25 protein-coding genes are annotated in these 24,046 nt (G+C 66.7%); 12 read left to right on the top strand and 13 right to left on the bottom strand.

The genetic code is table 11. The features are described from left to right. Positions 1-602: 602 nt before the first annotated feature. Positions 603-1,364 (bottom strand): class I SAM-dependent methyltransferase, encoded by a 762-nt coding sequence (locus AB0C02_RS17990; RefSeq protein WP_357549274.1) that lies wholly within the window; start codon positions 1,362-1,364, stop codon positions 603-605. Positions 1,365-1,558: 194 nt separating this feature from the next. On the opposite strand from AB0C02_RS17990, the gene AB0C02_RS17985 reads away from it, so the two are divergent. Beyond that, positions 1,559-2,533: a hypothetical protein gene (locus AB0C02_RS17985; RefSeq protein WP_357549273.1), complete on the top strand. Its 975-nt coding sequence runs from the start codon at positions 1,559-1,561 to the stop codon at positions 2,531-2,533. A gap of 151 nt (positions 2,534-2,684) precedes the next feature. Here AB0C02_RS17985 and AB0C02_RS17980 read toward each other — a convergent pair whose 3' ends face one another. After that, positions 2,685-3,110, bottom strand: a complete 426-nt coding sequence (locus tag AB0C02_RS17980) for a hypothetical protein (RefSeq protein ID WP_357549272.1) — start codon at positions 3,108-3,110, stop codon at positions 2,685-2,687. Positions 3,111-3,424: 314 nt separating this feature from the next. Here AB0C02_RS17980 and AB0C02_RS17975 point away from each other — a divergent pair, with 314 nt between their 5' ends. Together AB0C02_RS17975 and AB0C02_RS17970 are read left to right on the top strand one after the other, a co-directional pair. Further along, positions 3,425-3,754 (top strand): hypothetical protein, encoded by a 330-nt coding sequence (locus AB0C02_RS17975; protein WP_357549271.1) that lies wholly within the window; start codon positions 3,425-3,427, stop codon positions 3,752-3,754. 186 nt (positions 3,755-3,940) lie between these two features. Then, on the top strand, positions 3,941-4,690 hold the full coding sequence (locus tag AB0C02_RS17970; RefSeq protein WP_357549270.1) for a hypothetical protein: 750 nt from the start codon (positions 3,941-3,943) through the stop codon (positions 4,688-4,690). Here AB0C02_RS17970 and AB0C02_RS17965 read toward each other — a convergent pair. From AB0C02_RS17965 to AB0C02_RS17955, 3 genes are read right to left on the bottom strand one after another with little or no spacing between them, the layout of a single operon-like run. Then, positions 4,660-5,850 (bottom strand): helix-turn-helix domain-containing protein, encoded by a 1,191-nt coding sequence (locus AB0C02_RS17965; RefSeq protein ID WP_357549269.1) that lies wholly within the window; start codon positions 5,848-5,850, stop codon positions 4,660-4,662. The two genes, AB0C02_RS17970 and AB0C02_RS17965, sit on opposite strands and share 31 nt — an antisense overlap. After that, entirely contained in the window at positions 5,840-6,076 is a 237-nt protein-coding gene (locus tag AB0C02_RS17960) for a hypothetical protein (RefSeq protein ID WP_357549268.1), read from the bottom strand. The genes AB0C02_RS17965 and AB0C02_RS17960 overlap by 11 nt, the downstream gene beginning before the upstream one ends. Beyond that, a complete protein-coding gene (locus AB0C02_RS17955) occupies positions 6,073-6,294 on the bottom strand; it encodes a hypothetical protein (RefSeq protein WP_357549267.1) in 222 nt (73 codons plus the stop codon). The genes AB0C02_RS17960 and AB0C02_RS17955 overlap by 4 nt, the downstream gene beginning before the upstream one ends. A gap of 206 nt (positions 6,295-6,500) precedes the next feature. Between AB0C02_RS17955 and AB0C02_RS17950 the strand changes: the two genes are divergently transcribed. Next, positions 6,501-6,719 (top strand): winged helix-turn-helix domain-containing protein, encoded by a 219-nt coding sequence (locus AB0C02_RS17950; protein ID WP_357549266.1) that lies wholly within the window; start codon positions 6,501-6,503, stop codon positions 6,717-6,719. Between the two features lie 77 nt (positions 6,720-6,796). Next, positions 6,797-6,988 carry a GntR family transcriptional regulator gene (locus AB0C02_RS17945; protein WP_357549265.1) on the top strand — a complete coding sequence of 64 codons (192 nt, stop codon included), beginning with the start codon at positions 6,797-6,799 and terminating at the stop codon, positions 6,986-6,988. A gap of 756 nt (positions 6,989-7,744) precedes the next feature. Here AB0C02_RS17945 and AB0C02_RS17940 read toward each other — a convergent pair. After that, positions 7,745-11,863, bottom strand: a complete 4,119-nt coding sequence (locus AB0C02_RS17940) for a hypothetical protein (protein WP_357549264.1) — start codon at positions 11,861-11,863, stop codon at positions 7,745-7,747. Between the two features lie 762 nt (positions 11,864-12,625). Here AB0C02_RS17940 and AB0C02_RS17935 point away from each other — a divergent pair. Both AB0C02_RS17935 and AB0C02_RS17930 read left to right on the top strand, forming a co-directional pair. Continuing rightward, positions 12,626-13,369 carry a hypothetical protein gene (locus AB0C02_RS17935; RefSeq protein ID WP_357549263.1) on the top strand — a complete coding sequence of 248 codons (744 nt, stop codon included), beginning with the start codon at positions 12,626-12,628 and terminating at the stop codon, positions 13,367-13,369. Positions 13,370-13,612: 243 nt separating this feature from the next. Next, on the top strand, positions 13,613-14,341 hold the full coding sequence (locus tag AB0C02_RS17930) for a hypothetical protein (protein WP_357549262.1): 729 nt from the start codon (positions 13,613-13,615) through the stop codon (positions 14,339-14,341). Positions 14,342-14,386: 45 nt separating this feature from the next. Here AB0C02_RS17930 and AB0C02_RS17925 read toward each other — a convergent pair whose 3' ends face one another. Further along, positions 14,387-15,115 carry a GNAT family N-acetyltransferase gene (locus AB0C02_RS17925; RefSeq protein WP_357549261.1) on the bottom strand — a complete coding sequence of 243 codons (729 nt, stop codon included), beginning with the start codon at positions 15,113-15,115 and terminating at the stop codon, positions 14,387-14,389. 178 nt (positions 15,116-15,293) lie between these two features. Here AB0C02_RS17925 and AB0C02_RS17920 point away from each other — a divergent pair, with 178 nt between their 5' ends. Both AB0C02_RS17920 and AB0C02_RS17915 read left to right on the top strand, forming a co-directional pair. Continuing rightward, positions 15,294-16,232 (top strand): ATP-binding cassette domain-containing protein, encoded by a 939-nt coding sequence (locus AB0C02_RS17920; RefSeq protein WP_357549260.1) that lies wholly within the window; start codon positions 15,294-15,296, stop codon positions 16,230-16,232. Next, a complete protein-coding gene (locus tag AB0C02_RS17915; RefSeq protein WP_357549259.1) occupies positions 16,232-16,978 on the top strand; it encodes an ABC transporter permease in 747 nt (248 codons plus the stop codon). The genes AB0C02_RS17920 and AB0C02_RS17915 overlap by 1 nt, the downstream gene beginning before the upstream one ends. Here AB0C02_RS17915 and AB0C02_RS17910 read toward each other — a convergent pair. The 4 genes from AB0C02_RS17910 to AB0C02_RS17895 form a co-directional block, all read right to left on the bottom strand. Further along, positions 16,962-20,099, bottom strand: a complete 3,138-nt coding sequence (locus AB0C02_RS17910) for a BTAD domain-containing putative transcriptional regulator (RefSeq protein ID WP_357549258.1) — start codon at positions 20,097-20,099, stop codon at positions 16,962-16,964. The two genes, AB0C02_RS17915 and AB0C02_RS17910, sit on opposite strands and share 17 nt — an antisense overlap. A 72-nt stretch (positions 20,100-20,171) precedes the next feature. Further along, entirely contained in the window at positions 20,172-20,582 is a 411-nt protein-coding gene (locus AB0C02_RS17905; RefSeq protein ID WP_357549257.1) for a hypothetical protein, read from the bottom strand. Beyond that, positions 20,551-20,781, bottom strand: a complete 231-nt coding sequence (locus tag AB0C02_RS17900; RefSeq protein WP_357549256.1) for a hypothetical protein — start codon at positions 20,779-20,781, stop codon at positions 20,551-20,553. The genes AB0C02_RS17905 and AB0C02_RS17900 overlap by 32 nt, the downstream gene beginning before the upstream one ends. Before the next feature lie 158 nt (positions 20,782-20,939). Continuing rightward, positions 20,940-21,137, bottom strand: coding sequence for a hypothetical protein (locus tag AB0C02_RS17895; RefSeq protein ID WP_357549255.1), 198 nt, complete (start codon positions 21,135-21,137; stop codon positions 20,940-20,942). A gap of 93 nt (positions 21,138-21,230) precedes the next feature. On the opposite strand from AB0C02_RS17895, the gene AB0C02_RS17890 reads away from it, so the two are divergent. Both AB0C02_RS17890 and AB0C02_RS17885 read left to right on the top strand, forming a co-directional pair. Beyond that, positions 21,231-21,665 (top strand): VOC family protein, encoded by a 435-nt coding sequence (locus AB0C02_RS17890; protein ID WP_357549254.1) that lies wholly within the window; start codon positions 21,231-21,233, stop codon positions 21,663-21,665. Positions 21,666-21,825: 160 nt separating this feature from the next. After that, entirely contained in the window at positions 21,826-22,017 is a 192-nt protein-coding gene (locus AB0C02_RS17885) for a hypothetical protein (RefSeq protein WP_357549253.1), read from the top strand. Here AB0C02_RS17885 and AB0C02_RS17880 read toward each other — a convergent pair. Then, complete coding sequence (locus AB0C02_RS17880; RefSeq protein ID WP_357549252.1) at positions 21,998-22,306, bottom strand: hypothetical protein; 309 nt, start codon at positions 22,304-22,306, stop codon at positions 21,998-22,000. The two genes, AB0C02_RS17885 and AB0C02_RS17880, sit on opposite strands and share 20 nt — an antisense overlap. A gap of 264 nt (positions 22,307-22,570) precedes the next feature. On the opposite strand from AB0C02_RS17880, the gene AB0C02_RS17875 reads away from it, so the two are divergent. After that, positions 22,571-23,503, top strand: a complete 933-nt coding sequence (locus AB0C02_RS17875) for a phosphotransferase (RefSeq protein ID WP_357549251.1) — start codon at positions 22,571-22,573, stop codon at positions 23,501-23,503. A gap of 100 nt (positions 23,504-23,603) precedes the next feature. On the opposite strand, the gene AB0C02_RS17870 is transcribed toward AB0C02_RS17875, so the two are convergent. After that, the gene (locus tag AB0C02_RS17870) at positions 23,604-24,014 is read right to left on the bottom strand and encodes a cupin domain-containing protein (RefSeq protein WP_357549364.1); all 411 of its coding nucleotides are present in this window, start codon (positions 24,012-24,014) and stop codon (positions 23,604-23,606) included. Positions 24,015-24,046 lie beyond the last annotated feature (32 nt).

The following is a 24,046-nucleotide window of genomic DNA, read 5'->3' as shown; positions in this document are numbered from 1 at the left end:
GCGAATCCGGCGTGCAGCCACCTTGGTTGTCGCATCCGATTTCCTTTCGAAGGAAGATCCACCGGCACCGCCACGACACGGATGACGCAGTCAGCGGCGAGTCGGCGATTGCGGGTGTCGGCATCGTTTCACGCGGTTGCCCCTAGCACCAGAGTGCCGCCGGGAATGGATTCCAAACGAGACGGTCTCACCCTCCCCCGACCGGCCTACTGGGGATCGCATGGACGACCGCCGACTGGTCGGCAAAAAGGGTGATCGATGTTAGCCAGTAGCAAAGCGGGTGAGCCGGCGGAAGGGCACAGTCGGCACGATTCGCGGGGATGGACGTCGGCCCGATCGGGTACGCTGCCGCAGGTCAGCGCGCTATCGCCGGTCGGCATCCGGGAGCACTTCGAACGCGATGAGTCTGTCACCGGTCGGCACTCAATCCGCATCCACTCGTAAGGCCAGAGTTACTAACTGCTAATTACTGCCCTGACCTGCGGATACGGCCCGGCAGACTGCCGTTGTGCGCATTCCAGCGCCGTTCATCGCAGCCCGCCGCACGATATCAGGCCGCGACCAGCGAGACGATCCGCGGAAAACTCCCTGGCGCCCCGTCGTCACCCCGATACGTGAGCAGAGGCGTCGAGCGGCTTGCGCCAGACCGACACGTGGCTCTCGCTGTCGGAGGTGAAGGGCGAACCGTCCCAGCCGGCAACCCGCTGCTCCAGCGTCAAGCCGGCCAGCCGGGCCATGAGGTCGCACTCGGCGGGCCAGATGTAGCGGAAGTTGTGGTCGCCGTAGCGGACGCTCCCGTCGTCGAGCCGACGATAGTGGTGAGAGGTCGCCTGTTGCGTGACCATGTCGTAGGTGTCGAAGCCGACGTGCCGATCGGTCACCTCGAACGGCACCGCCGACTGCCCCGGCGGGAGCCGCCGCAGGCTCGGCACCTCCAGTTCGATGACGAAGCGACCACCCGGTGACAGGTGCCGGGCGGCGTTGCGGAAGCACTGCACCTGCTCGTCCTGGGTACGCAGGTTGCCGATGGTGTTCCACACGACGTACACGAGCGAGAACCGGCCGGGGACGGTCGTGGTGGCCATGTCACCGACGACCACCGGCACCTGCTCCGCAGGCACCTTGCGCCGCAGCCGGTCGACCATCGGCTGGGACAGCTCGATCCCGGTCACGGGAATGCCTCGGGCGGCGAGCGGGATCGCCACCCGGCCCGTGCCGATCGCGAACTCCAACGCCGGACCGCCGTCCGCCAGCCGGGCGAGGAACTCCACAGCGGGCTCGAGCACCCCGGGCGCGAACATCTCGGCGGAGAACTCGTCGTACCGCGCCGCGGTCTCCTCGTCCCACAGATCGCTGCTCGTCATAGCTCGGCAGCCTGGTCGCCCTGCTGCGTCCACGCCACCCATTAATCGAGTGGGCGGCGCGCCAAAGTCGATGCACGCCGTCACCGCACAGGTAGACGTACATGTTGGACACCCTAGAGTGGCCGGGTGAAGCCGATCGTTGGTCGCCTCGCGGGCGGCGCCATGCCGCTCGCTGTACTGCCGGCGGCGTCGTGATGACGGTTGACTGGAGTCGACTCGGACACGCGTGGGGCCGGGCGACCGACACCCCGGCACATTTGGACGCCTTGGAGTTCGGCGACGCCGAGGCCCGAGAAGCAGCGTTGGATCACCTCGACATCGCGGTGCTGCACCAGGGTTTCCCTAGGACGGCGACCGCGCCGTCCGTCCGGGCCGTGACCGCGCTGCTCGCCGACGGGCGGGCCCACCCGGACACCGTCGAGCCGCTCCTGGAGTTCCTGGGCGACGCCGCCCTGAGCGTGACCCGCCTCGCCGGCGACCGCTACTTCGCCGAGATACTGCCGGACCTCGCCGACGCCGTGGCGCAGGCGTACCCGGTGGTGCTTCCGCTGCTCGCGGAGTCCCCGCCGGACCGGGCCCTGTTCCGCGCGGAGAACCTCGTGGCGATCGCGCAGGTGTCGTCCCTGGCGGACCGACGGGAGGAACTGGCAGTCCTCCTCCTGGAGTGGTCGGAGCGAGGAGCAGGGCCACAAGCGGAGTGGACGTACTGCCTCGGCCAGCTCGGCGTCGACCTCCGCGACCGGCTCACCGACCCGGACCAGGCGGTCCTGCTCCGGGCCGCGTTGGCCCACGAGGACGATCCGCGGAGCCGAGCGCTGATCCTGGCCGCGCTGGCGGAGCCACCGCCCCCGGGTCTGCACCAATTCGAGCTCGTCGCCGCTGCGATCCGGGTCGCCACCGACTTCAACGAGATCGCCACGGCCGCCTGCCAGGTTGCCAGCCGGGACAGTTGGGCCGGCTTCGACGACGGCTGGGGCGCGTTGGTGCGCTTCGCCTTCCCCAAGCCGTACGGGAAGCGCCGGCGGCTGACCGACGCGCAACGCGCGCTGCTTCGGGCGCTGGTGGCGAACGACCTGCTCTGGGACCCGAAGAACGGCAGCTGTGGGCTCGTCTTCAAGCAGGCCGGACTACCGCACAGCCGCAACGCGTGCCGCCGCCTCGCCGATTGACCCTGCAGCCCGGCGGGGGGGGGGGGCGTCAGCACCAGGTGCGCCAGGTTCTCCTCGGTGTACGGCAGTCAGGAGTACGTGGTCGTCACCGTCGCGGTGGCCGGGAACTCGGATCCGACCTTCAGGCGGGTTGCCATGCGGCGAAAGTCAGTTACCGGGGCCGGCGGCGGGCCGTGGTGCCGAGCGACGCCCAGTAATCGCCGGCCGGGTCGTGGGCGGTCAGCCATCGTTCCAGCGGGTCGAGCGACGACCGGTGGGACTCCGAACAGACCTCGTACCACCGGTGTAGCAGCAGCTCGTGGATCCGGACGGCGCGGCTGGCGAGGTCGAGCACCCAGGCGTCCACAGCCCGGGCTGCGGCGATCTCCTCGGCGTGTCCGCGCAGCAGTGAGGTGCAGTCGATGTCCGTGGCGATCTGGTATCCGTCGCCGACCGCGAGGATGGAGAACTCGACGGTTCGATCCCCCGCGTCGACGTCGACCGTCTGCGCGAAGCCGATGATCTCGTCCCCCGTGGGCAATGGCGTTCCGTCGCCGACCGCACTGGCCGGAACCACGTAGTGCACCCAGAACGCCATGGCCCCGGATGCTACCGACCGTCAGGCTCAACCTGTTGACGGCGGCTCCATCGGCGCCCGGTCGCGGACGCTCTCCAGTCCGCGCCGACCTGACACCGGAGACGCGAACCTATGCTCACCAAAAAAGATCGAGAGTTTGGAGTGTGTGCGCTGTGAGTCGGGTCAGCGTTGTCGGCCGTGCTGCCATGGTGACCGCGTTGGGGCTGAGCCTTGGCGGCTGTGGCCGGTTGGGCGACGCAATATCGGGGGACAGTTCCGCCCGCGACTGCCACCCGGACCCAAAGACGGTCGCCGCACTGCGTCAGGAGCCAGTGTTGACCCAGACGCCACCCGGCGCTGCCCTGGTGACGGTGACCGAGACCGTCAGCTGCGGATGGGTGGATTCGAAGCCCCTCCGACTCGGAATGCTCGAAGGCAAGGTCACCGGGGCCGGTGCCGCCGACGAGGTGGCCCGCTTCTACGCGGATCTCGCCCGCTCCAGCGGCTGGCAGGGGTTCGACCAGGACGTCAATGTCTACAACGCCTCGAAGCCGGACGGGACCGACTGCACGTGGAACCTCTATGTGCTCAGCAGCGTCGCCGAGGGCACCTACCAGGTGCAGATCACCTACACGCCTCGGGACCTCCGGCCCACTTGCCTCTGACCATGCGTGTCGCGTGCGGGCGGCGTCTCATCTCGAAGTGAGATGCCCGGGAGGCATATTTATGCCTCTGTGGCATACCACCTTTTCCCACCTTCAAAGGGCAAGCACTACCCTCCGTTGAACCGGCAGTGGCTGAGAGCGCCCCGATAGGAAAGACTGAAGCCCTGTTGTCGAACGGGGGACGCAATGACCGATTCAGGCATTCCCGACACCCTCGGCACCTCCACCGGCATCGGCGATGCCACTCTCAACGCCCTCCGCCGCACCCAGGGGACGCGGGCGCGCCGGCTTCTACTCGCGGTCACCCTGCTGCTGGGATTGCTAGCGGCCGCAGGGCTTGCCCTGGGCGGACCGCCCGGCGATCGCACCTTCGCCAAGCTCTCCGACGCGGCACAAAGCCTGATGTCCGTCATCGTGCCGGCCTTCGGCGTCCTGCTCGCTCGCGACCTGAAGCGGGCGTCCCCGACCGCCCGCCTCACCCCTACCCTGCTGGCCGCGTCGCTGCTCGCCGCCATCGTGGGCCTGTTCGGCTTCCTGGTGTGCGTCGCGGCCCTCACAGTCACCACGTCGACTGCTCCGGACCCGTGGCGGCACGTCGGAGTCATCGCGGTAGGTGGTGTTCTCATCCAGGTGGTGGCCCAGCTTGTGGGCACCGGGCTCGGCCTGCTGCTGCGGCGTCCCGCCGTCGCTTTCCTCGCCACCATCGTCCTGCCGCTCGGCCTGTGGTTCCTGCTGGGCGCCATCGACGTCCTCAAACCGGCCCAAGCCTTGACGCCGTATTCCACCGTCCGGCACCTGCTCTCCGGTCAGATGAGCGCACTGAACTGGATCCAGTGGCTCGCCGTACTGCTCATCTGGGGCGTGGGGCTGAACGCCCTTGGCGCGGCGCGGCCGTTCCGCACTGCTCAGATCACGCCGAGACCGATGGCGAGCTGAGAGATCGTCGCCGGGGCGTCCGGATCGCGCGCGACCTGAGCGACCACATCCCGTACCGCTGGCCGGTGCCGTATCTCGGCGGGTGCGATCCTGTCGGCCCGCATCAGCAACCGGGCCGCGTTGGCGCAGTCGTCGGCCTGGAGGTAGGCGCGGGCCGCGTCGACCAGGTGCGCGGCCCGATGTTCGACCGGCAGCCACCGCCACCCGTCCCGCTCGGTCACGTTCTCGTGCCGGGCGACCGCTTCCGGCCCGTCGCCCAACTCGACGGCGGCGGCTACCCGGGCCAGCTCGACGGCGGTCGGCCCGAACGCGGTTCGATGATGGTCGTATCCGTCGCCGACCCGGGCGGCCATCTCGGCGGCTTCGTCCAGCAGGTCGCCGGTTGCGCGATCGTTGCCTGACCTGGCCGCTATCAGGGCGGCCTGCACCAGCAGCGACCCGGACAGCGACAACTCCTGCGGCGTACCGGCATCAAGGTCGGGCGGAGCGATCTGGTACGCCGCGGCCAGCATCACCGATCTCGCCTTCGTCGACGCCCGGAGGACGTGCCCGAGTTGCACGGCAGCGGCGGCCACCAGCACGCGGTCACCGGTGGCTGCCGACATCGCCCGGTCGGCGGCCAGCCACGCAAGGTTCACCTCGTCCAGCTTCACCAGCAGCGCCGCCGTCACCCGATACGCCTCCACCACCGCCACCCGACCCACCTCCGGGTCCACGGCGTGGGCGCGTTGAACAGTGGTCAACAGCGCCGGCAACTGCTCGACCAGATGCGGATACCGGGCGTGCTGGTAGGTGATCCACGCGTACCCCACCTCCTGGGCAAGCCGATCGGGCGACACCACCTCGCGGCGTACCGCCGTACGACCAAGCGCCATCTCGTACGTCGACAGCGCCGCCCTGATCCGCGCGATGCCCTCGCCGCACTCGGCCAACCCGGCTGGCCGGGCGCCGTGTCCGAGCAGTGTCGCGGCATCGACCCGCAGAACAGCGGCGATGTCCCGAATGGTCGACACCCGGTCCAGCGAGCGGGCCCCGCGCTCGACCTTGTCCACCCAGCTCTTCGACTTCCCCAGCCGATCAGCGAACGACTGCTGCGACAGCTTCCGCCGAGCCCGCAGATAGGCGACCCGCCGCCCGATCGGCAGAACGTCACCGTTCACGGCGCCACCGCCGATCCGGCACCGCCCGAGTCGTCTCCTCGACCGGTATTCGCTCCGCCTCAGCCTGCGCAAGAATCCGCTGCTTCGCCGCCTCCCGCTCCGCCGCTTCCGCCTGCTCGCCCTGGCTCGCTTCTCGATCGCGCTGCGTACCGCCCACGAATAGCTCCTTCGGAAAGAGCACGGCGGTGGGCTCGGAGAACATCGCCACCGTCGCGCCGTCGTTCACCACTTGCCGCCCCCAGGCCAGTGACCACGATTGATCGGAATCCGGTGCCGGGCACGACACGGCAGCTCCGCACCGCACCGGCAGACCCGCCACCATCGCCGCCAGCACCAGACCGGCCGGTGTCGTCGGGCGAGGGTCATCGCGGTGGCGAGCAGGTACTCCTCGTACGAGACCCGCCGTCCGCCGGAAGGGGGTGGGTCGGTGTGCCGCTCGACCATGCGGGGCTCCTCAACCGGAGGTAGGAGTGGACCGGGACGAGCCGCGAGGGCGACCCGTCCCGGGCGTGACCTCAGATTCCCGTCGCCGAACGGAGAACCCCGGGGGTCACGGAACGCAGCCTAGTTGTCATTGGCACCAAACACAACAAAGAGGTTGAAGAGATGTCAACTACGTGATCAAATCGGGGTGCCGAACGGAGAACAACATGCCTATCCCGATGGGGTATCGGCGCATCGCCGATGACCTACGCACCCGCATCGCCGCTGGCGAGTACCAGCCCGGCACCCGCCTGCCCACCTACCGCGAGCTGGCCGAGATCTACTCGGCTGGCGTCTCGACCGTGCAGAAGGCCGTCCTGCTACTCCAGTCAGAGGGTGTCGTCGTCGGCGTCCAGGGTGCTGGGCTGTACGTCGCCGAGGAGTAGCCGTCAGCTTGCTTGCAAGTTGGCCAATGCCGGCCTGGTCCATAGACAGTCCGGCTCGGCTGGACAGGCGGGAGCCGATGGGCATAATCGGCCAGTGGTCACCGCGCTCATTCGCCGAGCAAATGGCCGACGCGCTCCGAGCCAAGATCGACAACGGCGAGTGGCCACCCGGGCACAAGCTCCCCGGTGAGGTGACGCTGGCGCAGACGTACGACGTGGCGCAGTGCGAGCCGCGCTCGACGCGCTACGCGAGGAAGGCCGAGTGGTGACCTTCACCGGGCACGGCACGTTCGTCACGCCCAAGGGCGACCGAAGCCATTGACACTTTGTGGCCGATCCCCAGCCGTCGTCACGATCCCTGCCGTTACCTTGATCGCCCCCAGCCGGGGGCCGATCGGTCAACCGGGAGAGTCCGGCATGCATTCCAAAGTGGACGAATCTTCGAGTGTCGCCGGACAGCCAGAGTCCGACTATGAGACCGTCCCGCCAGTCACCGAGGCAGAGGCGTTCGAGCTGAGCATCACCGAGCTGGCCGGACGCACGTCGAGGCGGTTCAAAACCGCTCGTCGAGCCGCCCCCACTCGAAGGGGTCGCGGACTCATCAGCCTGGCGGACAGCCACATAGAGGGGGAGGCACTGAGATCGAACCAGTGACCTCTTCGGTGTGAATGTTGATCTCACCCACCGTCTGGCAACCAGCCATGTCGTCTAGTGCCGTTGCTCGCGTCCCCGCCACCGCCGGAGAGCCCCTGACGACGGTTAGCCCCGGATCTCTTGCTGACTTCTCGCTGACGCAGCTCCCAGACACTTCGGCCCGGGCACCGGCGCTCGCGCCCCCAGCAGAGCCAGCCGGAAGCCAGCGGATTGAGAGGCTGGTCTTTCGGCCATCTCCAACCGTCATGGCCTCGCTGGGACCTGCTGCGTGACGTGGCCCAGGATGCTCGCCTTGGCGCCCGCTTCGCTCTGGTCCGGGCCTGGTGGCGGGCAACGCTTTGCCCGCCACCACGTCTCCCCTAGGGCTATAGCTATGGAATGGCTCCGGCCGGACGAGACTCGACAATCGCGTACAAGGCCTTAACCAAGTTGGCAGCCAGAGTCGGTCTCCGACGGGAAAGATAGATAGCGAGCCGCGAGGCCAGCGCATAGTCCCGCTTGGCAGCGACGGCATGCGTAAGCCAAGCGGTGAGACGATTGAGGTCAAGACTGTCGATGCTCGTTGCGGAACGCGAGACGTTAGGGTATCCGCCTCTGGACCATACCTTTAGAAGATACTCGCCGCGCGTTCTCAGCCACTCGTCATCCATCTCATCCATGCCATGGTTATTCAAGATTACAGCCTCTGCAAACACCTGCAGATTTCGCGCAAGGGGATGGTCTTCGCTACCGAGTTCAGGGACAATAGCAATTAGTGCGGGCGATAGATGAAACCGGAATCGGCCAAGCCGCCAGTTTTTGGTACGCGCCCACAGGCCAAAGTAGTCGGCGGAGACCCGGTCGCCATTTTCCGGAATCCGCAGGTAAAGGTTGGAATCTCCGCCCATGCGTGAGAATTCGTCCTCGAATCTGAGGAGATCTAAATTGGACATGCGATGGAACCAGTCCGAGAGATGGGCGGCTGCGCGGGGGGCAAGGCGCAGAAGCTCGAATACTTGAGAGGCGTCGAGCCCGAGATCGTACCCGCCCTCCTCAATCATCCCGTAGCCCTGCCGCTTTGAGGGAGCGAAAGGGTACTGAGCCTCTCGCCTGTGGATAACGCTGAAAATGAAAATGAGGGCTGACGCGAGAGCCACCTTATTTTGGGACGCAGGCATCGAACGACATGACTCGTAGGCCGACCGCAGCCACGAGCAAAGGCTTTCGTGCTCGCCCTTCGCCTCAGGATATGCAATACCAACTGAAGCAATCGAAAACACTGCTCCAGTTTCGGCAATTTGAGCATCGAACGGCAATTGAAGTGTTTTCCCGGAAGACTCCGTTGTCGCCACCCTGCATATATCAGTAATCGACCACGACTCTTCACGCCACCGCTCTTCAGCCGAAACCCAGTCGCCTATGTCACCCAACAGGCCTTGCCGTGCGGCTAGCGCGAGATCCTTCAGCCGGTCTGAGGATCCTTCCGACTTCACGCCTTCGGCAGCAGAATCGGACCCGTTTCCGGAGGCAGCTCCTAAACGCCGATCGACCTCAGCAATACAGGCCGCAAGGGGCCAAGGGAAAAGTCCGGCGACAGCCACAGCCTCGCTAACATTCTCGGCAGCCGCTTCGAGAGCCTGCGCCAATGATGCAGCAGACGGCGTCAAGCTGAACTCAGCGAATAACCGCATCATGGACCACGGACCCTCACTTTGAGGAATATTCCGCAGAGGAAGGTTGGGGTTTTTGGCCTCCTCTCTGCAAAGGGTAGGAACCCGCACCGAAACGCGATCCTCAAGAAGTTCTGCTAACGGCGCATCCCCATGGAACCTGTCCGCGAACTCGATGCCATGTCGCAGCAGAACAGATGTATGGATCGGAAGGGCAGAAGACGGCTCACCAAGCTTGATGGAATCTTCGATTTCGCGTTCATAGTGGGATGCTATTTCCAGAATCCTACTAGGCGGTTCGGCCGAGATATCGTCCCTCAATAGCTCAGCCAGGCTGGGAGATGCGAAAGTATAAACGTCGGCCAGCAACTCTGCCCGGAACTCAGCACTACTGTTCTCGATCAATTCGACCAAGCGGGAGCGCGCCGATTCGTCTCCTGAATCAGCCAACGGCGACAGCACAGGGATCGCCGAAAGTTGACGCGATGGCGATCCGCTAGCTGCATCCTCCAAGGCAGCCATGAGTTGCGGTTTTACGTCAAGGGAGGCCAAGTCTTCGAGGCCTAAGCTCCGCACCACTTGGGGCGGGAGACGAAGGATTTGACAAGCATGGCCAGCGAGGACCCTACTGAAAGCTGGCTGCGTGCTGGTCACACGTTCACGAAGAATATGTAGCGCAAGACGACTGCCCGGCAAAGTAGCCTCGTGCAGCGGCGTATCCAAGTTCAGGTCCGCGCACATGTTCGTAATCTCCGACCGCAAGTGCTCCTTATCCGCAACGGCAAACACCCGACCAGCGGCAAAAAGGAATACGTTGCGCCAATGGGAGGCGGTCGCAATCGCTCTCAGACCTTCGACCACTACCCTGTCAGGCCGGGCAAGGAGCGCCTCAGCGGCCATAAACTCTTGGAGGCTTCGAATCTCGAACCCAATCTCGTTATCGCGCAGGACTGCGAGAAAAACAAGACGATCCGTCGCAAGTGAGATCAGGAGGTTGGCTAACCCTTCAGCTTTCGCACGTTCATTACCCTGCGACTCAAGCCGCTCAGCGATGATTTGCGAAAACTCTGCTTTGGTTAGCGCGCCCCTCGTGTCTCCAGACCTCTCACCTCTCTGCTGCAATAGCAGTCCGATTTTGTAGTGGATCGCATGCACGTCGGATTCGTGAGTATCAAGCAGCTCTGCGAGCGCGCCACCTTTCTCTTGTTCACGTTGGTAGATTACTCGGTAATACTGGGAGAATAGCCGCCATCGGTCTCGTGGTGCATGTCCAAGCCGCTCAAGCAAAAGGGTAAGAATTGTGACCTGCAGTGGCGTAGTTAGGAGACGCGAGGTCGTGTCTTCCTTGGATGCCTTCTCGAATCGTTTCTCGATCTGTCGCCCTCGATCACTACCAGCGCCCGTTCGAACGGCGATCAGGCGCTTCGCATAGGAGAGAGCCAAGCTGGGCGGCAACGGCGAAAGGTCATAGTGACGGCATTCGTCTCGGCCGAAATCGTCGTTGTAGCCCTGGGGCCTCGATGTTGCCACAACCACAACGTCAGCACTCACACTGCGTGCATCGATGAAGAAGTCACTGATTGCCGTAAGCACCTGAGCCCGATTACTCGCTTCTGGCACCTCGTCTAGGCCATCGAAAACAACAAACCACGGATACCCACGTAGCCAAGCACGGACTTGGGAAAGGGTCACATCTGAGCCTGACCTTGCTGCCAGTTGCTGGGTTATGTAGTCGAGAACCGAGGTGCACGTATTCCCTGATAGCCTGTCGGCAAAATCGCTCAGGACAATCCTGATCGGCCAACGGCGGGCACCAGGGTGTTGTAGCCCGATTTTGGTGGCGTGCGTCAGAACTGCATTTCGTACGCTACTCACCTCGGGTAATGCCGTAATCGGACTTCCTTCCAGGAAGGCCGCACGGTACATCTGACATAGGTATTGGCCTACGGTGCTCTTTCCCTGGCCTGGCCCGCCAATGATCACAGATCTACTGGCTCTTCCCGCTGCCGCATCACTCGTAATCGTCTTTTCATCAAACTTTCGGTCGCCTATCGCGAGAATCTCCGCCACGATACCGGGAAGGGCGGGGCGACGCAGACCCTCCAGTTTCTGGAGCCCCGTCTCTGCATCGTCCCGACCCGGGGGATAGGCCGGCAAGTCGATAAATACGTCAGCGATCCCAACAGGTCCATCGCCAACGCTCCCGGCCTGAGTCAAGTTTAAGCGTCGCTCGTCTACAAGGACTTTCGCCGCATGTGCGCGGAGCGCGGCCGAAATATCCTGTGCACCCTCATTGGCGTCTCGCATCAAGCTTGCAAGAACGTCACCGGGTGTGGTCCAAGCGGCATAAGTGCTGCGGATCTCGGGCGAATCATCGAGGAGGACTCTGATCTGGTCGTAATGCCAAATGGCAAATCCCTTGAACCGAAGCCCGCACTTTCTTGCATCCTCGTTCAGAGTGCGAGTTAGCGTGTCGATTCCCCCGCCAGAAGCGGCCGAAAGGGAAGTGTTCGTGACGATTAGGTAATACTGCGGTTTCCGTTGCCGCCGCGTCCCCGCTTTCGTCCATTCGTGGAATTCATTCCGGACCTGCTGCGTAAGCCATGCCGCATTTGCTCGGGGTTCGCGGGGATTGTTCATATATTTGGCTTGCGCCACGCCGTATCCGTTCCACCCCTCTGGTAGCCGTGGATCGGACACCGGACCATGCCATGTCGCCTCCCGTCCCCCGTCAGGGCCAGCACCAAACACTTGGACATTTAGCCCGAGGTATTTAACGAGGAGAGCCTGAGCAAGGTGTTCGAATTGCTTATCGCCGAGCCGGGTCATGTCGTAGTCCATATCGACAAATATAGCTCATTGAGCGCAGCCCGAGCTGCTCCAACTACCATCCCGTCTGCCGCCGACCCACGCACAGTGGAGCGGGCCAGGGCCAGGGTGACAAGGTGGAGCGCCCTACTGGACGTACGACCTTGTCACCCTGGCCCTGGTCTGCTCGGCTTGCCTGGGTCGGTGGCTGACGGGATGGTCTCCCACCTCAACCGCCCACGGCCCGGAACCGTTCGGCAAATCCATCCTGGAGTCGTCTGGCCCCCGCCGGAGGCACAGCTCTGAGCCCGTCTTCTCCCACACCTCTCACCCCTCCCACCACCTCCACCCTTCCCTCCATGGGGCTCCAGCGGCCCCGTACGGATCGTTCGGCAACTCCGTCCGCCGGTGGCCTCCGGCTCTCATGGGTATCTGGAACGCAGAGAACGGGTGAGGGCGTGTCGGCTTGGCCTTGGTCAACTGCGGGACTCGTCACCGGGTCACCTACTGACCCAGGGGTGACGCGCGGGGCGGGGCGTGGGGTTCGGGCCGGCTGACTTTCCGCCCCGGCGCCGTAGGCGGCCGGGGCGGCGGCTCCGCAGGAGCCGGTTACCGCGCCCCGTCCCGCGCCGCGCGGAGCGCCTTGATCTGATAAAGGTCAATTCGGCAACAGCTGACGGGAAGCCCCGTGTCGTGTCACGGGAGGTGCTTGACAGTGGCGTCCCACCAGATGTTTGACAAGATCTGGAAATTGAGGGGCCAAGGGGGGTGGGTGAGGTCGACTACGCTCCCGACATGTTGGCCGCACTCTTCGCCGTCACGGTCCGCTACCGGCGGCTGATCCTCACCCTTTCGCTTGTCCTGGGCGTGGGCCTGGCCTGGGGCCGTCGGCTGTCAGACTGGCTGGAATTGATACTGATTATCGCGGCCTTCCTCGTCGGCGTGCTGGGTGCGCTTGCCCTTGGTCGATCACGTCCGGCGGCCTTACTGGTCAAGCCCGAGGTTCGGGCGTTCGCCACCGAACCGGGCGCGTCCCAGATCCTCGTGGCCGTGATGCTCACGTTCATGGCCTCGCAGTTGCTGGTGACTGGCCACCTTGGCGAAGTCGTCGGGGGCCTGTTCATGGTGTTGCCGTTCCTGCTCCTCCTCGCCGTCGGTGTACAGGTTGCCGGCGGCTGGCGCGGCGTTTCGCTCGAAGTGCGACCGGACGGTGTCTGTCAACGCGATGTCACCGGCTCCTTGATGGTGCCGTGGGAGGCCCTGGCACCCGGCCGCCCGTTCCGGCCCGCAGTCGGGGCCTCCACCCTGGCCCTGACCTACGCACGACCGGAACTGGTACGCCGCCACGGCATCCTCCCGCTGGGCCGGCGGCGGCTGCGCATCGACAACGTCCACCCGTGGTTCCTCGCCGACACGATCCGGCACTACGTCGACCACCCACAGCAGCGGGCCGCGATCGGCGAACCAGCCGAATACCAACGGCTCTGGCATGCGCTGACGTCTGCGTCCACCGGCCCCGGCCATGGGCACGCTTCCTAGGCCCACTGACAAACATGTCCTGGGACGGATTCGTCAAGCATGTGGTGGGACTAGATACTCACGGGAAGCCCCGCAAGGCGTCCGCCGCCCGGCCGCAGCCCAAGCCTTCAAGGGCGCATGTCGGAAGTAGCATGGCCAGCGTGGGCCAGCGGACGCGGCGCTGGACGCGCCACAGGCCGACTGCCGCGAGCAGCGCGCTGAGACGGCGTTGCGTCCACTTGGCGACGCCGATATTTTACCGGCGTGGAGATCGTGACTCGCACCGATCGGCCCGAGCTGCACGAGGCGGCGGCCGTCGTGTTCCGAGAACGCTGGCCAGAGTTCATTTTCCACGACGACGTGCCGAAGAGATACATGGGCCGGGTCGAGGAATATTTCGCGCGATATGACGTCATGGTGCTCGATAAGGGTTCTGTCGTCGCCGGTGGTTGGGGTGTCCCGATGGCCTGGGATGGCACCGTCAACGACCTGCCGTCCGGCTACGACGACGCGTTGATCCGCGCGGTGGATGGCCGAGAAGCAGGCACCGAGCCCACCAGCCTGAGCTTCATGGCGGTCGCCGTCGGCTCGTCGCATGACAAGCGCGGCCTGGCTGGTGTCGTGCTGGAGGAGTTGGCGCGACGAGCGCACATCGACGGCCTCGCGCATGTGGTCGCACCGCTTCGACCGACATGGAAGCACCGCTACCCGATGGTATCGATGACCGAGTACGCCGGATGGACCCGCCCGGACGGGCTCTCTATCGATCCGTGGATCCGCACCCACCAACGCATGGGCGCCCGCGTGCTCTGTCCAGCTCGGAGGTCGATGGTGATTGAAGGAACCGTCGCCGAATGGGAGAGCTGGGCGGACATGGTGTTTCCGGTTACCCGGGAATATGTGGTCCCCGATGCGCTCAACCTGGTCCTGATCGATCGGGAACGGGACCGCGGCGTTTACGTCGAGGAAAACCTGTGGGTTCAGCACCGCTGAGCGCGATCCTCCGCCGTCCCCGTTGTCCGTCGCTGAGTGTTTGCTCTAAGCGTGGTCGGCCGCGACTCGGATGCTCACCTGGGTGCCGAGTTGGCAGAACCCGAGTCGACGGGCGAGCCGTTGTGAAGGCTCGGGGCGTGCGCGCCATTGCGGTAGTAGTTCGTTCCGCTGCGCCTCGGCCACCGCTGCGGAGGCCACCGCGCCGGCCAGTCCTCGGCCCCGACAGTGCGAGCTGGTCAGCACGCTCAGGTGGGCGACCGAGCTTGGCCACCGGCGGTAGCCAGCGGCGGCAACCAGCCGCCCACCTTCCCGGATCACGAAGACCGATGACGTGACATCGTCGATGCCGCTCTCCGCGGCCTCTTCCTCGGAGACGCCGGCCAGGAGCTCACCGATATCGGGATGCCCGGGCCGCAGCCACTCGACGTCAGCCACCGCCGTCGCCGGTTTGAACTCCTTCTCGTCCAGGTATGCCAGAGCGGCGGGACCGAGCACGTCGGCGACTCCGGGCGCACCGCTCCACCGCTCCGCGTGAACGGCCGAACGCGCCGGCCGGCCAGCGAGCGCCTCCCGCAGGAACCGGGCGGTCGCCGCGTCCGGCGCGGTGGCGATACCGGCATCACCCAACACCACGATGCCCGCCCACCCCGGCGGACACAACCGCGACCCGACGGCGACGGTCACCCGCACATCGCTCGCCGGAAAGGTGGTGGCGGCACCGGCGAGGGTCACCCAAAGGTCTCGGGCGCGGTCCAACAGAGCTGAGTTGGCCATCGAAGAAATCTCCCCGCCGGGCCGGCCCACCGGCCACTGAGTATTGCGCGTTGACCATCGGCGGGTCAGCTGATTGCGATGCCTCCCGTCTCTGACGTGGACGACGTAGAACGCCGTGTCAGTGGCCGTGTCAGGGTCGCGTCAGGCGGGTGACAGGCCGGCCGCCCATGGTGATCGCATGACAAGTTCAGCGATTGAAGTTGCGGGGCTGCGCAAGGCGTACCAGGACAAGGTCGTGCTCGACGGCATCGACCTGGATGTTCCCTCGGGCACTATCTTTTCCCTGCTCGGCCCGAACGGGGCGGGCAAGACGACGACGGTGAACGTGCTGACCACGTTGGTGAAGGCCGACGGTGGGACCGTACGCGTCGCCGGGCATGATGTCGCGACCCAGGCCAAGGCGGTACGCGCGGCGATCGGGGTCACCGGTCAGTTCGCGGCGGTGGACGAGCTGCTGACCGGGCGGGAGAACCTGCAGCTGATGGTGGACCTGAGCCCGGTGCCCGCCAAGGACGGCAGACGGATCGTCGCGGGGCTGCTGGAACGCTTCGACCTGGTCGAGTCGGCGCAGAAGCCGGTGTCGACCTACTCCGGGGGTATGCGCCGGAAGCTGGATCTGGCGATGACGCTCGTCGGCAACCCACGGATCATCTTCCTCGACGAGCCGACGACGGGACTGGACCCGCGCAGCCGTCGCACGATGTGGTCGATCATCCGTGACCTGGTGGCCGACGGGGTGACCATTTTCCTCACCACCCAGTACCTCGAGGAAGCCGATCAGCTCGCCGACCGGATCGCCGTACTCGATCAGGGCCGGCTGGTCGCCCAGGGCACTCCCGACGAGCTCAAGCGCCAGATCCCCGGGACTCACGTCCGACTCCGGTTCACCACCGTCGCCGAACTCGACGCGGCCGCGCGGGTCCTCGGCGGCTCCACGCGGGACGACGAGGCACTGGCCCTGCGGGTTCCCAGCGACGGCGGCACGAAGTCACTGCGTGACCTGCTGGACCGGCTCGACGAGTACGCGATCAGCGCCGAAGGGCTCTCCGTGCAGACCCCGGACCTCGATGACGTTTTCCTCGCCCTGACGGGCCGCACCACGGAGGTGGCCGCGTAATGAGCAGGTCCCACTCGATCGTCATGTTGCGTCGCAACTTCAAGCACATCACCCGGAACCCGACCTCGGTGTTCAACGCGGTCCTGATGCCGATCGTGATCATGTTGATGTTCGTGTACATGTTCGGAAACGCCTTCGACGTCGGTGTCGACTACATCGACTACGCGACGCCGGGGCTGATGCTGCTGGCCGTCTGCTACGGGCTGGGATCCACCGCGACGGCGGTGAACTCCGACATGACGAAGGGCATCATCAACCGGTTCAAAGTCATGCACGTCTCCCGGGACGCGGTGCTGACCGGTCACGTCATCGCCACCGTGCTGACCAACCTGATCGCAATCACGGCCCTCATCGGGGTGGCCTTCCTGCTGGGATTCCGCCCGTCGGCGAGCTTCCTCGACTGGCTCGGCGCGATCGGCGTCATCGTGCTACTCGGCTTCGCGGCCAGCTGGCTCACGGTCGCGCTGGGCCTGGCGGCGAAGTCCCCGGAAACGGCGGGTCTGGCCTCCGTACCGCTGGTCATGCTGCCGTTCTTCAGCAGCGCGATCGTGCCGGCGGACAAGATGGGGCCGGGCCTGCGGCAGTTCGCGGAATATCAGCCCTTCACGCCGATCATCGAAACCCTGCGCGGTCTCCTCAACGGCGCGCCGTCCGCCGGCGACGTGATCCCCGCCCTCGCCTGGTGCGTCGGCATCGCTCTCGTCGGGTACCTGTGGGCGCGTTCCACGTTCACGAAGCGAGCGTGACCTCGACCAGCTGACTCCAACTCGTCCCAGTGCCCTCCCGAGCCGCCTCGGCGAACCGCGTTTCGCCGAGGCGGCGCCGTACTGTCTGCTCGATCCGGTCCGCATCCGGGTGGGAACGATCCGGCAGGCCGCGCACAGCGGCGCTCGCCGCGAGCAGCCGTGCGGCCTGCTCGGGCTGGTCGCGGCGCAGCGCCAGGTCCGCGACCCCGACGAGCACCTGCGCGGTCAACGGCGCGTAACCGGCCTCAAGCGCCGCCTGACACGCCGCCACCCGATGCGTACGCGCCTGGTCGACATCGTCGGCCAGATAGCCCCGCAGGTCGTGCGTGCCCGCCCGGATACCCGCCAGCTCCGCCTCGTCGCCCAGCATTCCTGTCACGACTCCGAGTTGCTTGTACGCCTCCTCGGCGTCACCGCCCCAGCGCGCGAGCTGCGCCTTCGCCAGCGCCAGGTCGGCCAGCGCACCCGGCCACGTGACCCGTTCCGCGCATCGCTGCGCCTCGGCTATGGCGGCCGCGCTGGCATCCTCATCGCCCCGCAACCAGTACAGCCGCGCCTGTCGCGACCGAATCCGGATGACGTCCTCGACGGCGCCAACCTCGGTGACGACCGCGATCGCCTCCTCGTAGCGCTCGCACGCGGCGGCGAACTCACCGCGTACGGCGATCAGCTCCGCCAGCTCGCTCAGGGCGAACGAGATCCCGAACCGTTCGCCGAGGGCCCGGAACTCGGCGAGCGCCCGCTCGAGATGCGCGTCCACCTCCTGCCCGTCCTGGCCGAGGATGATCCGCGTCTTGCCGAGATGCAGCCGGGCCAGCGCGCGTACCCACGGGTCCTCGTGGTCCAGCAGTGTTTCCCAGGCGGGCAGCAGCGCGTCCGGCTCCCGCAACATCCGTTCCAGCGGGACCACGAGCGCCATCCCCGGGTGGCTGCCCTGGCCGCGCCGGCTCAACCGGTACGCCTTGTGGATCCACTCCGCCGCCTGGTGTTCGTCACCCGGCCCGGCGCTCAGGAACAGCACGACGAGCGCGTACACCGTGGCCCGGATCTCGTCGGAGACCTCGCCGGGCACTTCGGTGGCCGCGGTGATCAGCTCCATGCCCTCGGTCCGGTGGCCGCCGAGCCACCAGTACCAGCCGGCGCCCGCGGCCAGCCGCATCGCCGCCTGCGCCTCGCCGGCCGCGAGCGCACCGCGCATCGCGGCGCCGATGTTGTCGTGCTCGACTTTGAGTACGGCGAGCCATGCCAGCTGCTCGGCGCGGCGAAGCTGCGGCTCTGCGGCCTCGGTGAGCTCGCTGAAGTAGGCGAGATGCGCGTGGCGCGCCAGGTCCGATTCCCCCGCCTCGGCGAGCCGCTGCGCGGCGTACTCCTTGATGGTGCCGAGCATGCGGTAGCGCGGTGCGCTGTCACCCTCGGCCACCAGCAGCGACTTCTCGGCCAGCGCGGTGAGCAGGTCGAGCACCTCCTCCGGCTCGACCGCGTCGCCGGCGCAGACCCGCTCGGCCGCGTCCAGGCTCGCCCCGCCGGAGAACACCGAGAGCCGACGCAGGACCGTCCGTTCGGCGTCGGTCAGCAGCTCCCAGCTCCAGTCGACCACCGCGCGCAGCGTCCGGTGCCGGGGCAACGCGGTACGGCTGCCGCCGGTCAGCAGGCGGAACCGGTCGTCGAGCCGCGCGGCGAGCTGATCGAGGGTCATGGTGCGCAACCTGGCCGCGGCCAGTTCGATCGCCAGCGGCATCCCGTCCAGCGCCCGGCTGACGCGCGCCAACGTCGACAACGTGCCGGCGTCCACCGCGAGATCCCTGCGCACCGCGCTCGCCCGGTCCCGCAGCAACCGGACGGCGGGAGAGGATTCGATCTCGCCGGGGCCGGCGTCCCGGCCCGGCAGGGCCAGCGGCACGACCGGCCACAGCGCCTCGCCGGTGATGCCCAGCGGTTCCCGGCTCGTCGCCAGGATCCGCAGCCGCCGGCACTCCCCGAGCAGGCGATGGGCGAACGCCGCCGCCGCCTCGATCACATGTTCGCAGTTGTCCAGGATCAGCAGCGCCTCCCGCTCGCGGATCGCGGCGATGAGCCGGTCGATCAGCTCCGCGTTCGGCGCCCCGCCGAGCAGCGCGTCCCGGAGGCCGAGCCCGGCGAGCGTCGCCTGCACCACGTCACCGTCGGCACCAATGGCGGCGAGTTCCACCAGCCAGGCGCCGTCCGGCAGATCGTCGAGCAGCGTACGCGCGGTTTCCGTGGCCAGCCTGGTCTTACCCGAGCCGCCCGGCCCGATCAGGGTGGTGAGCCGGTGTTCGGCGACGAGCGCGCCGACCTCGGCGACACCTTCGTCCTTGCCGACGAAGCTGCTCAGCTCGGCACGCAGATTGGTCTTCCGGTTCTCCTCCCGCAGTCCCACCTCGCCCCGCAGCAGCGCGACGTGCAATGCCGAGAGCTCCGGCGAGGGGTCGACGCCCAACGCGTCGGCCAGGGCTTCACTCGTGCGCTGGTAGACGAGCAGCGCCTCGGTGTCGCGACCGGTCGCGGCGAGGGCCCGCATCAGCGCAGCGACCAGCCGCTCCCGCACCGGGTGCGCGGCCACCAGGTCGGTCAGTTCCGTGACCAGCTCCGCGCCGTGACCGAGGCTGATCTCCGCGTCGAACCGATCCTCCGTGGCGGTCAGGCGTAGCCTCTCGAGCCGGGTGACCGCCGCGTCAAACGCCGCGCTGTCGAGCAAACCCACGTCCTGCATGGCCGCGCCGCGCCACAGGGCGAGGGCCTCGCGCAGCCACCGTAACCGCATTGGCTCCGCGTCGTCGCGGGCCCGGACGACGAGACGGTCGAACCGTACGGCGTCGACGGCATCGGGTTCCACCGTCAACCGATAGCCGTCGGGCTGCCCCTCGACCAGCCCTTCCGGCAGCACTTTCCGCAGCCGGGAAACCAGGCGTTGCAGGGCGTTCGTCGCGTCAGCGGGTGGGTGTTCACCCCAGATCCAGTCGACGAGGGTCGCCTTCGGGACTACGTGGCGTGGCCTGAGCGCGAGGGCGACCAACAGCCCGCGCAACCGCGCGCCCGGCACGTCGACCGGGACGCCACCGTCCGTGCGAACCTCGAACGGTCCAAGCATCCCGATCTGCACCTCGCCGATCTTGCCACGGGCGATGGGCGGGCCCCCACTGCCGGACGCCTCATCGCCCGCGCCGCGAAAGCGTCACTCCAAGCCGTACCGCCTGGCGAGCAGCTCGACGGCGTCCTTGGCCTCCGTCAGGCTGGTGTGGGTCGCGTCGCGGTACACCTTGATCGCCTGAAGTTTGCGGCCGGCCATCAGCTCTTCGAGGACCGTGGCGGGGGCATCGGGCTCGGGCTCGCGGATACCGAGGTGGTCCATGATGAGACCGAGCTTCCGCTCCACCGCCGCCAGCTGACGCGCCTGGCGGTCGGCTGCGCGCCGACCGCGGCCACCGACCATGAGCTGCCCCAGGACCGCCAGCAGCACCAAGAGTGAGATCCATTCCATGTCCTCATTGAACATCAGCCCCCCGATGGCACGGGCCTTCGAGGACAGTCCCTCGTGATCGTCACCCAGCAAGTCACTCAGTTGGTCGCCCGCCCTGCCGGCCACGGCGATGCTCGATAAGCCAGAGCGCCAGACCTGGTGGAACCGTAAAGGTAGCCAGCAGCAGGGAACTTGCCACAAAGTCGCCGCGCCAGAGCAATTCGGAAGAGAAGAGGATCAAACTCGTCGGTATCACCAGCATGATGACGGCCAACAGCTCCACGACCCGCTCCCAGCGCTTGCGGTCGCGCCGCCTGTGCTTCACACCTGCTCCTTCGGGGCCGTCCGAGATTCCCCAACCGCGTGGCGCTCGATCTTCACACAGCCTCCGGACCACCTCTTCGACACGGCGATCGTACGCATGTTCGATTAAGTGGTGGGGGGGTAGGCGCCGACCAAACCTGCCCCGGAGCCAGGCCGGTCTCATTCGCAGCGGTCCTCGGCGCCCCGGCCGTAGGGCTCGCAGCAGTCGGGGCGGTGCCGGTACACACGCAGGTCACGGCCGTGCCGCCAGCCGTACTCGAAGGTGATCTCGTACAGGCACGCCCGCCACACGACGGTTTCCCCGCCGCCGGGCACCACCTGCCCGTCGCCCGGCCCGCCGCGCAACAGCACGTCCACCCTCCGACGGTACGTGCGCGATGAGCCCCGGAACGCGGCGTACGAGACTCTGCCGCCCGACCGGGGGGATGGGAGCGGGTATAAAGGTCGTCCATGACTGTCGTGTGGGGGATCACGATCGACTGCGCCGACCCGGCCCGCCTGGCCGCGTTCTGGCGAGAGGCCCTCGGCTACGTGGACGCGCCGGTGCCGGAGGGCTTTGCGAGCTGGGAGGAGTGGCTCATCCGTTGGGAGGTGCCGCCCGAGGAGTGGAACGACGGCGCCTACCTGGTCGACCCACAAGGAACTCGGCCGAGCCTCACGTTCTTGAAGGTGCCGGAACCGAAGGTGGCCAAGAACCGGTTGCACATCGACCTCAAGGTGGGCGGCCGGGACCAGCCACAGGACATTCGATGGCCCCGCGTGACCGAGACAGTGCGGCGGCTGCTCGAAGCAGGGGCCTCGATCGTCCGCGAGGATGTGGTGAACGGCGTCCCGAGCCACGTCGTGATGGCCGATCCCGAAGGAAACGAATTCTGCGTCGTATAACCTTCGCCGCGCCGCTGCGCACAGCCACCGCTGTTATCGTCTTCGGCGTGATGTCCGGGTGGACCCGGGTTCTGCGTCAGTCGCACAAGACCAAGGAGAACAGCGACCCGCAGTGCCGCCGCCCCGAATCACCCCGATGATCGAAAGGGGGTGAGACTCTATGACCACCCCGATGCGAGCCGGCGACCTCGTTGCCGTGACCGTGACCAAGGTCCTGCCGTTCGGCGTGCTCGTCGAGACTCCGGCAGGCGTGCACGGGCTCGTGCGCAGCGCCAAGGCCGAGCTCGGCACGGTCGCGAACGTTCGCGTCCGCGAGTTCGACGGCCAACGGTTCAGCGCGATCCTGGCGTGAGTGATGCGGCCGGGCGCGGCTTGATGATGCCCGCCCGGCCGCGACCTACCCCGACGCGCCGGCACCTACATCCGCCGTCCTCGGCGAAGGTTCCAAACTCACGGTAGAGGTCGCCATCGCAGTGACCCTTGATGTTGATCGCACCTTCAAACCAGGTCAGCGAAACCAGACTGCCGTCGATGCAGCTGCATTCCTCCACGTAGTCAGCTCTCTTGCCATGGAGGAAACGCAGGATACCGGGCAGACGGATGCCCGCCGGAAGGTCGTCAGCAGTCCCCTCAAGCCGCACCTGCCATCCCGTTCGCCTGACACGCTGATGCCCGTCTGACAACGCTCTGCCTTGACCTCAAGTCCACTTCAACCCTGAGGGTTCATCCCATGAGGTGGTTTCGAAGGATCATCGGCAGGGCCCAGAGGTCGCGGCCGCGTCGCCGCTACCGCAGTTGGGCTTCAGGCGCGCTCACCATCGCGGCATCGGACCCCAACAGTGCTTCGGCAGCGCGTCTGCTGTTGAGCGACGCGATCCTTCGTGCTGACGAGACAACACGCCGGGGTGATCGGGATAGGAACCGGGAAGCACGGTAACGGCTCGGCCGCCCCCTCCTCGGCCACGACGGCCAACGCCATCCACACCGCCGGCAGCCGGCTGTCCGGGCTCGCGACCTGCGCGACTGATCGGTATCACGACGTGCAGTCGCACGCTATAAACCCCGTGACGTCGGTGGTCATCCCCGCGAAAATGTTCGACGTGGAAGAGGTCGAGGTCGTCGTCGCCCATAACGAGCGCGCGACCCTGCGCGTCGGCGACGTGTTCCTGAAGATCGACGCTGATCAGGCGCGCACCGACGTCGAGGTCGAGGCGATGGCTATGGCGCCGATCCCGACTCCGGAGGTCCTGTGGCGGAAGCCGCCCGTGCTCGCGCTCGCCGCCCTCCCAGGGACGGCACTCGGCCGCCTCGGCGAGCCGTCGACCGCGTCCCCAGCGGCGTGGGCCGCGGCGGGCGCCGCCGTACGGATGCTGCACGACGCGCCGCTGCCGCCATGGCCCGGTCGGAGCCTCGACGAGTTGGCATCGCGCCTCGACGGCGAATGCGAGTGGCTCGTCGCGAACGGCGTCCTTCCCACCGACCTGGTCACGCGCAACCGCCGGGTTGCCGAGGCTGCGTTCCGGCCGTGGACACCTGTGTTCACGCACGGCGACCTGCAGGTCACCCACGTGTTCGTCGACACTGACGAGATCACCGGCGTGATCGACTGGTCCGAGGCGAGCCAGGGCGATGCCCTGTTCGACCTCGCCACCTTGACGCTCGGACACGAGGAGCACCTTGGCGACGTCGTCGCCGGCTACGGCACTGACGTCGACCTCGACGTGATCCGCGCGTGGTGGTCGATGCGAAGCCTGCTGGTGATCCGCTGGCTGGTCGAGCACGGCTTCGACCCGTCCTCGCCAGGCTGCGAGGTCGACGTGCTGAGATCCCGGATGTGACGAGCCCGCCGGCCACGCTCCCCACCACCCATAGAACCTAGGGCGACTGTCGAGCATAAGTTGGGACGGCTGGTGGCGGCGCACTTGCCGGCCGGTCCGCCTATGAGCCGGGCGGCGTGTACGGCTCAGTGGCGTAGCGGGCCATTATCTGGAGGTCAGTGTTCGGGCTCACCTTGTCCGCGCCGCCACTTTCTGCCCTCAGCGCGGCCAGGTCGCGGAAGTAGCCGATGTAGAGGTCCGGAGCCACCGTGCAGGCGAAGGTCGCCCACTGGTCAGGGTCGGGGTTGGAGAAGGTGTGGGGAACGCCGATCGGCGCGGTGACCAGCCCTCCTGGGGAGACGTCGACGTGCTCGCTGCCGGAGGTGAGGCGCACCGTCCCGGATACGACGTAGAACGTCTCGGTGTGCTTGCGGTGGATGTGCTGAGGCGGTCCGTCGCTGCCCGGCGGGAGGCTGTCTACATGACCCCGATCCGGTGCCCAGTGTTCGAGCCGTCCTCCAGAATTCTGAATCCCGTCTGGCTGTCGAGCACTTGGCCGCCGCC

The sequence above is a fragment of the Micromonospora sp. NPDC048999 genome (assembly GCF_040649295.1).
Taxonomy (GTDB): Bacteria; Actinomycetota; Actinomycetes; order Mycobacteriales; family Micromonosporaceae; genus Micromonospora.
Note: the sequence above shows the minus strand (reverse complement) of the source record. Positions and strands in the feature narration are given on the sequence as shown.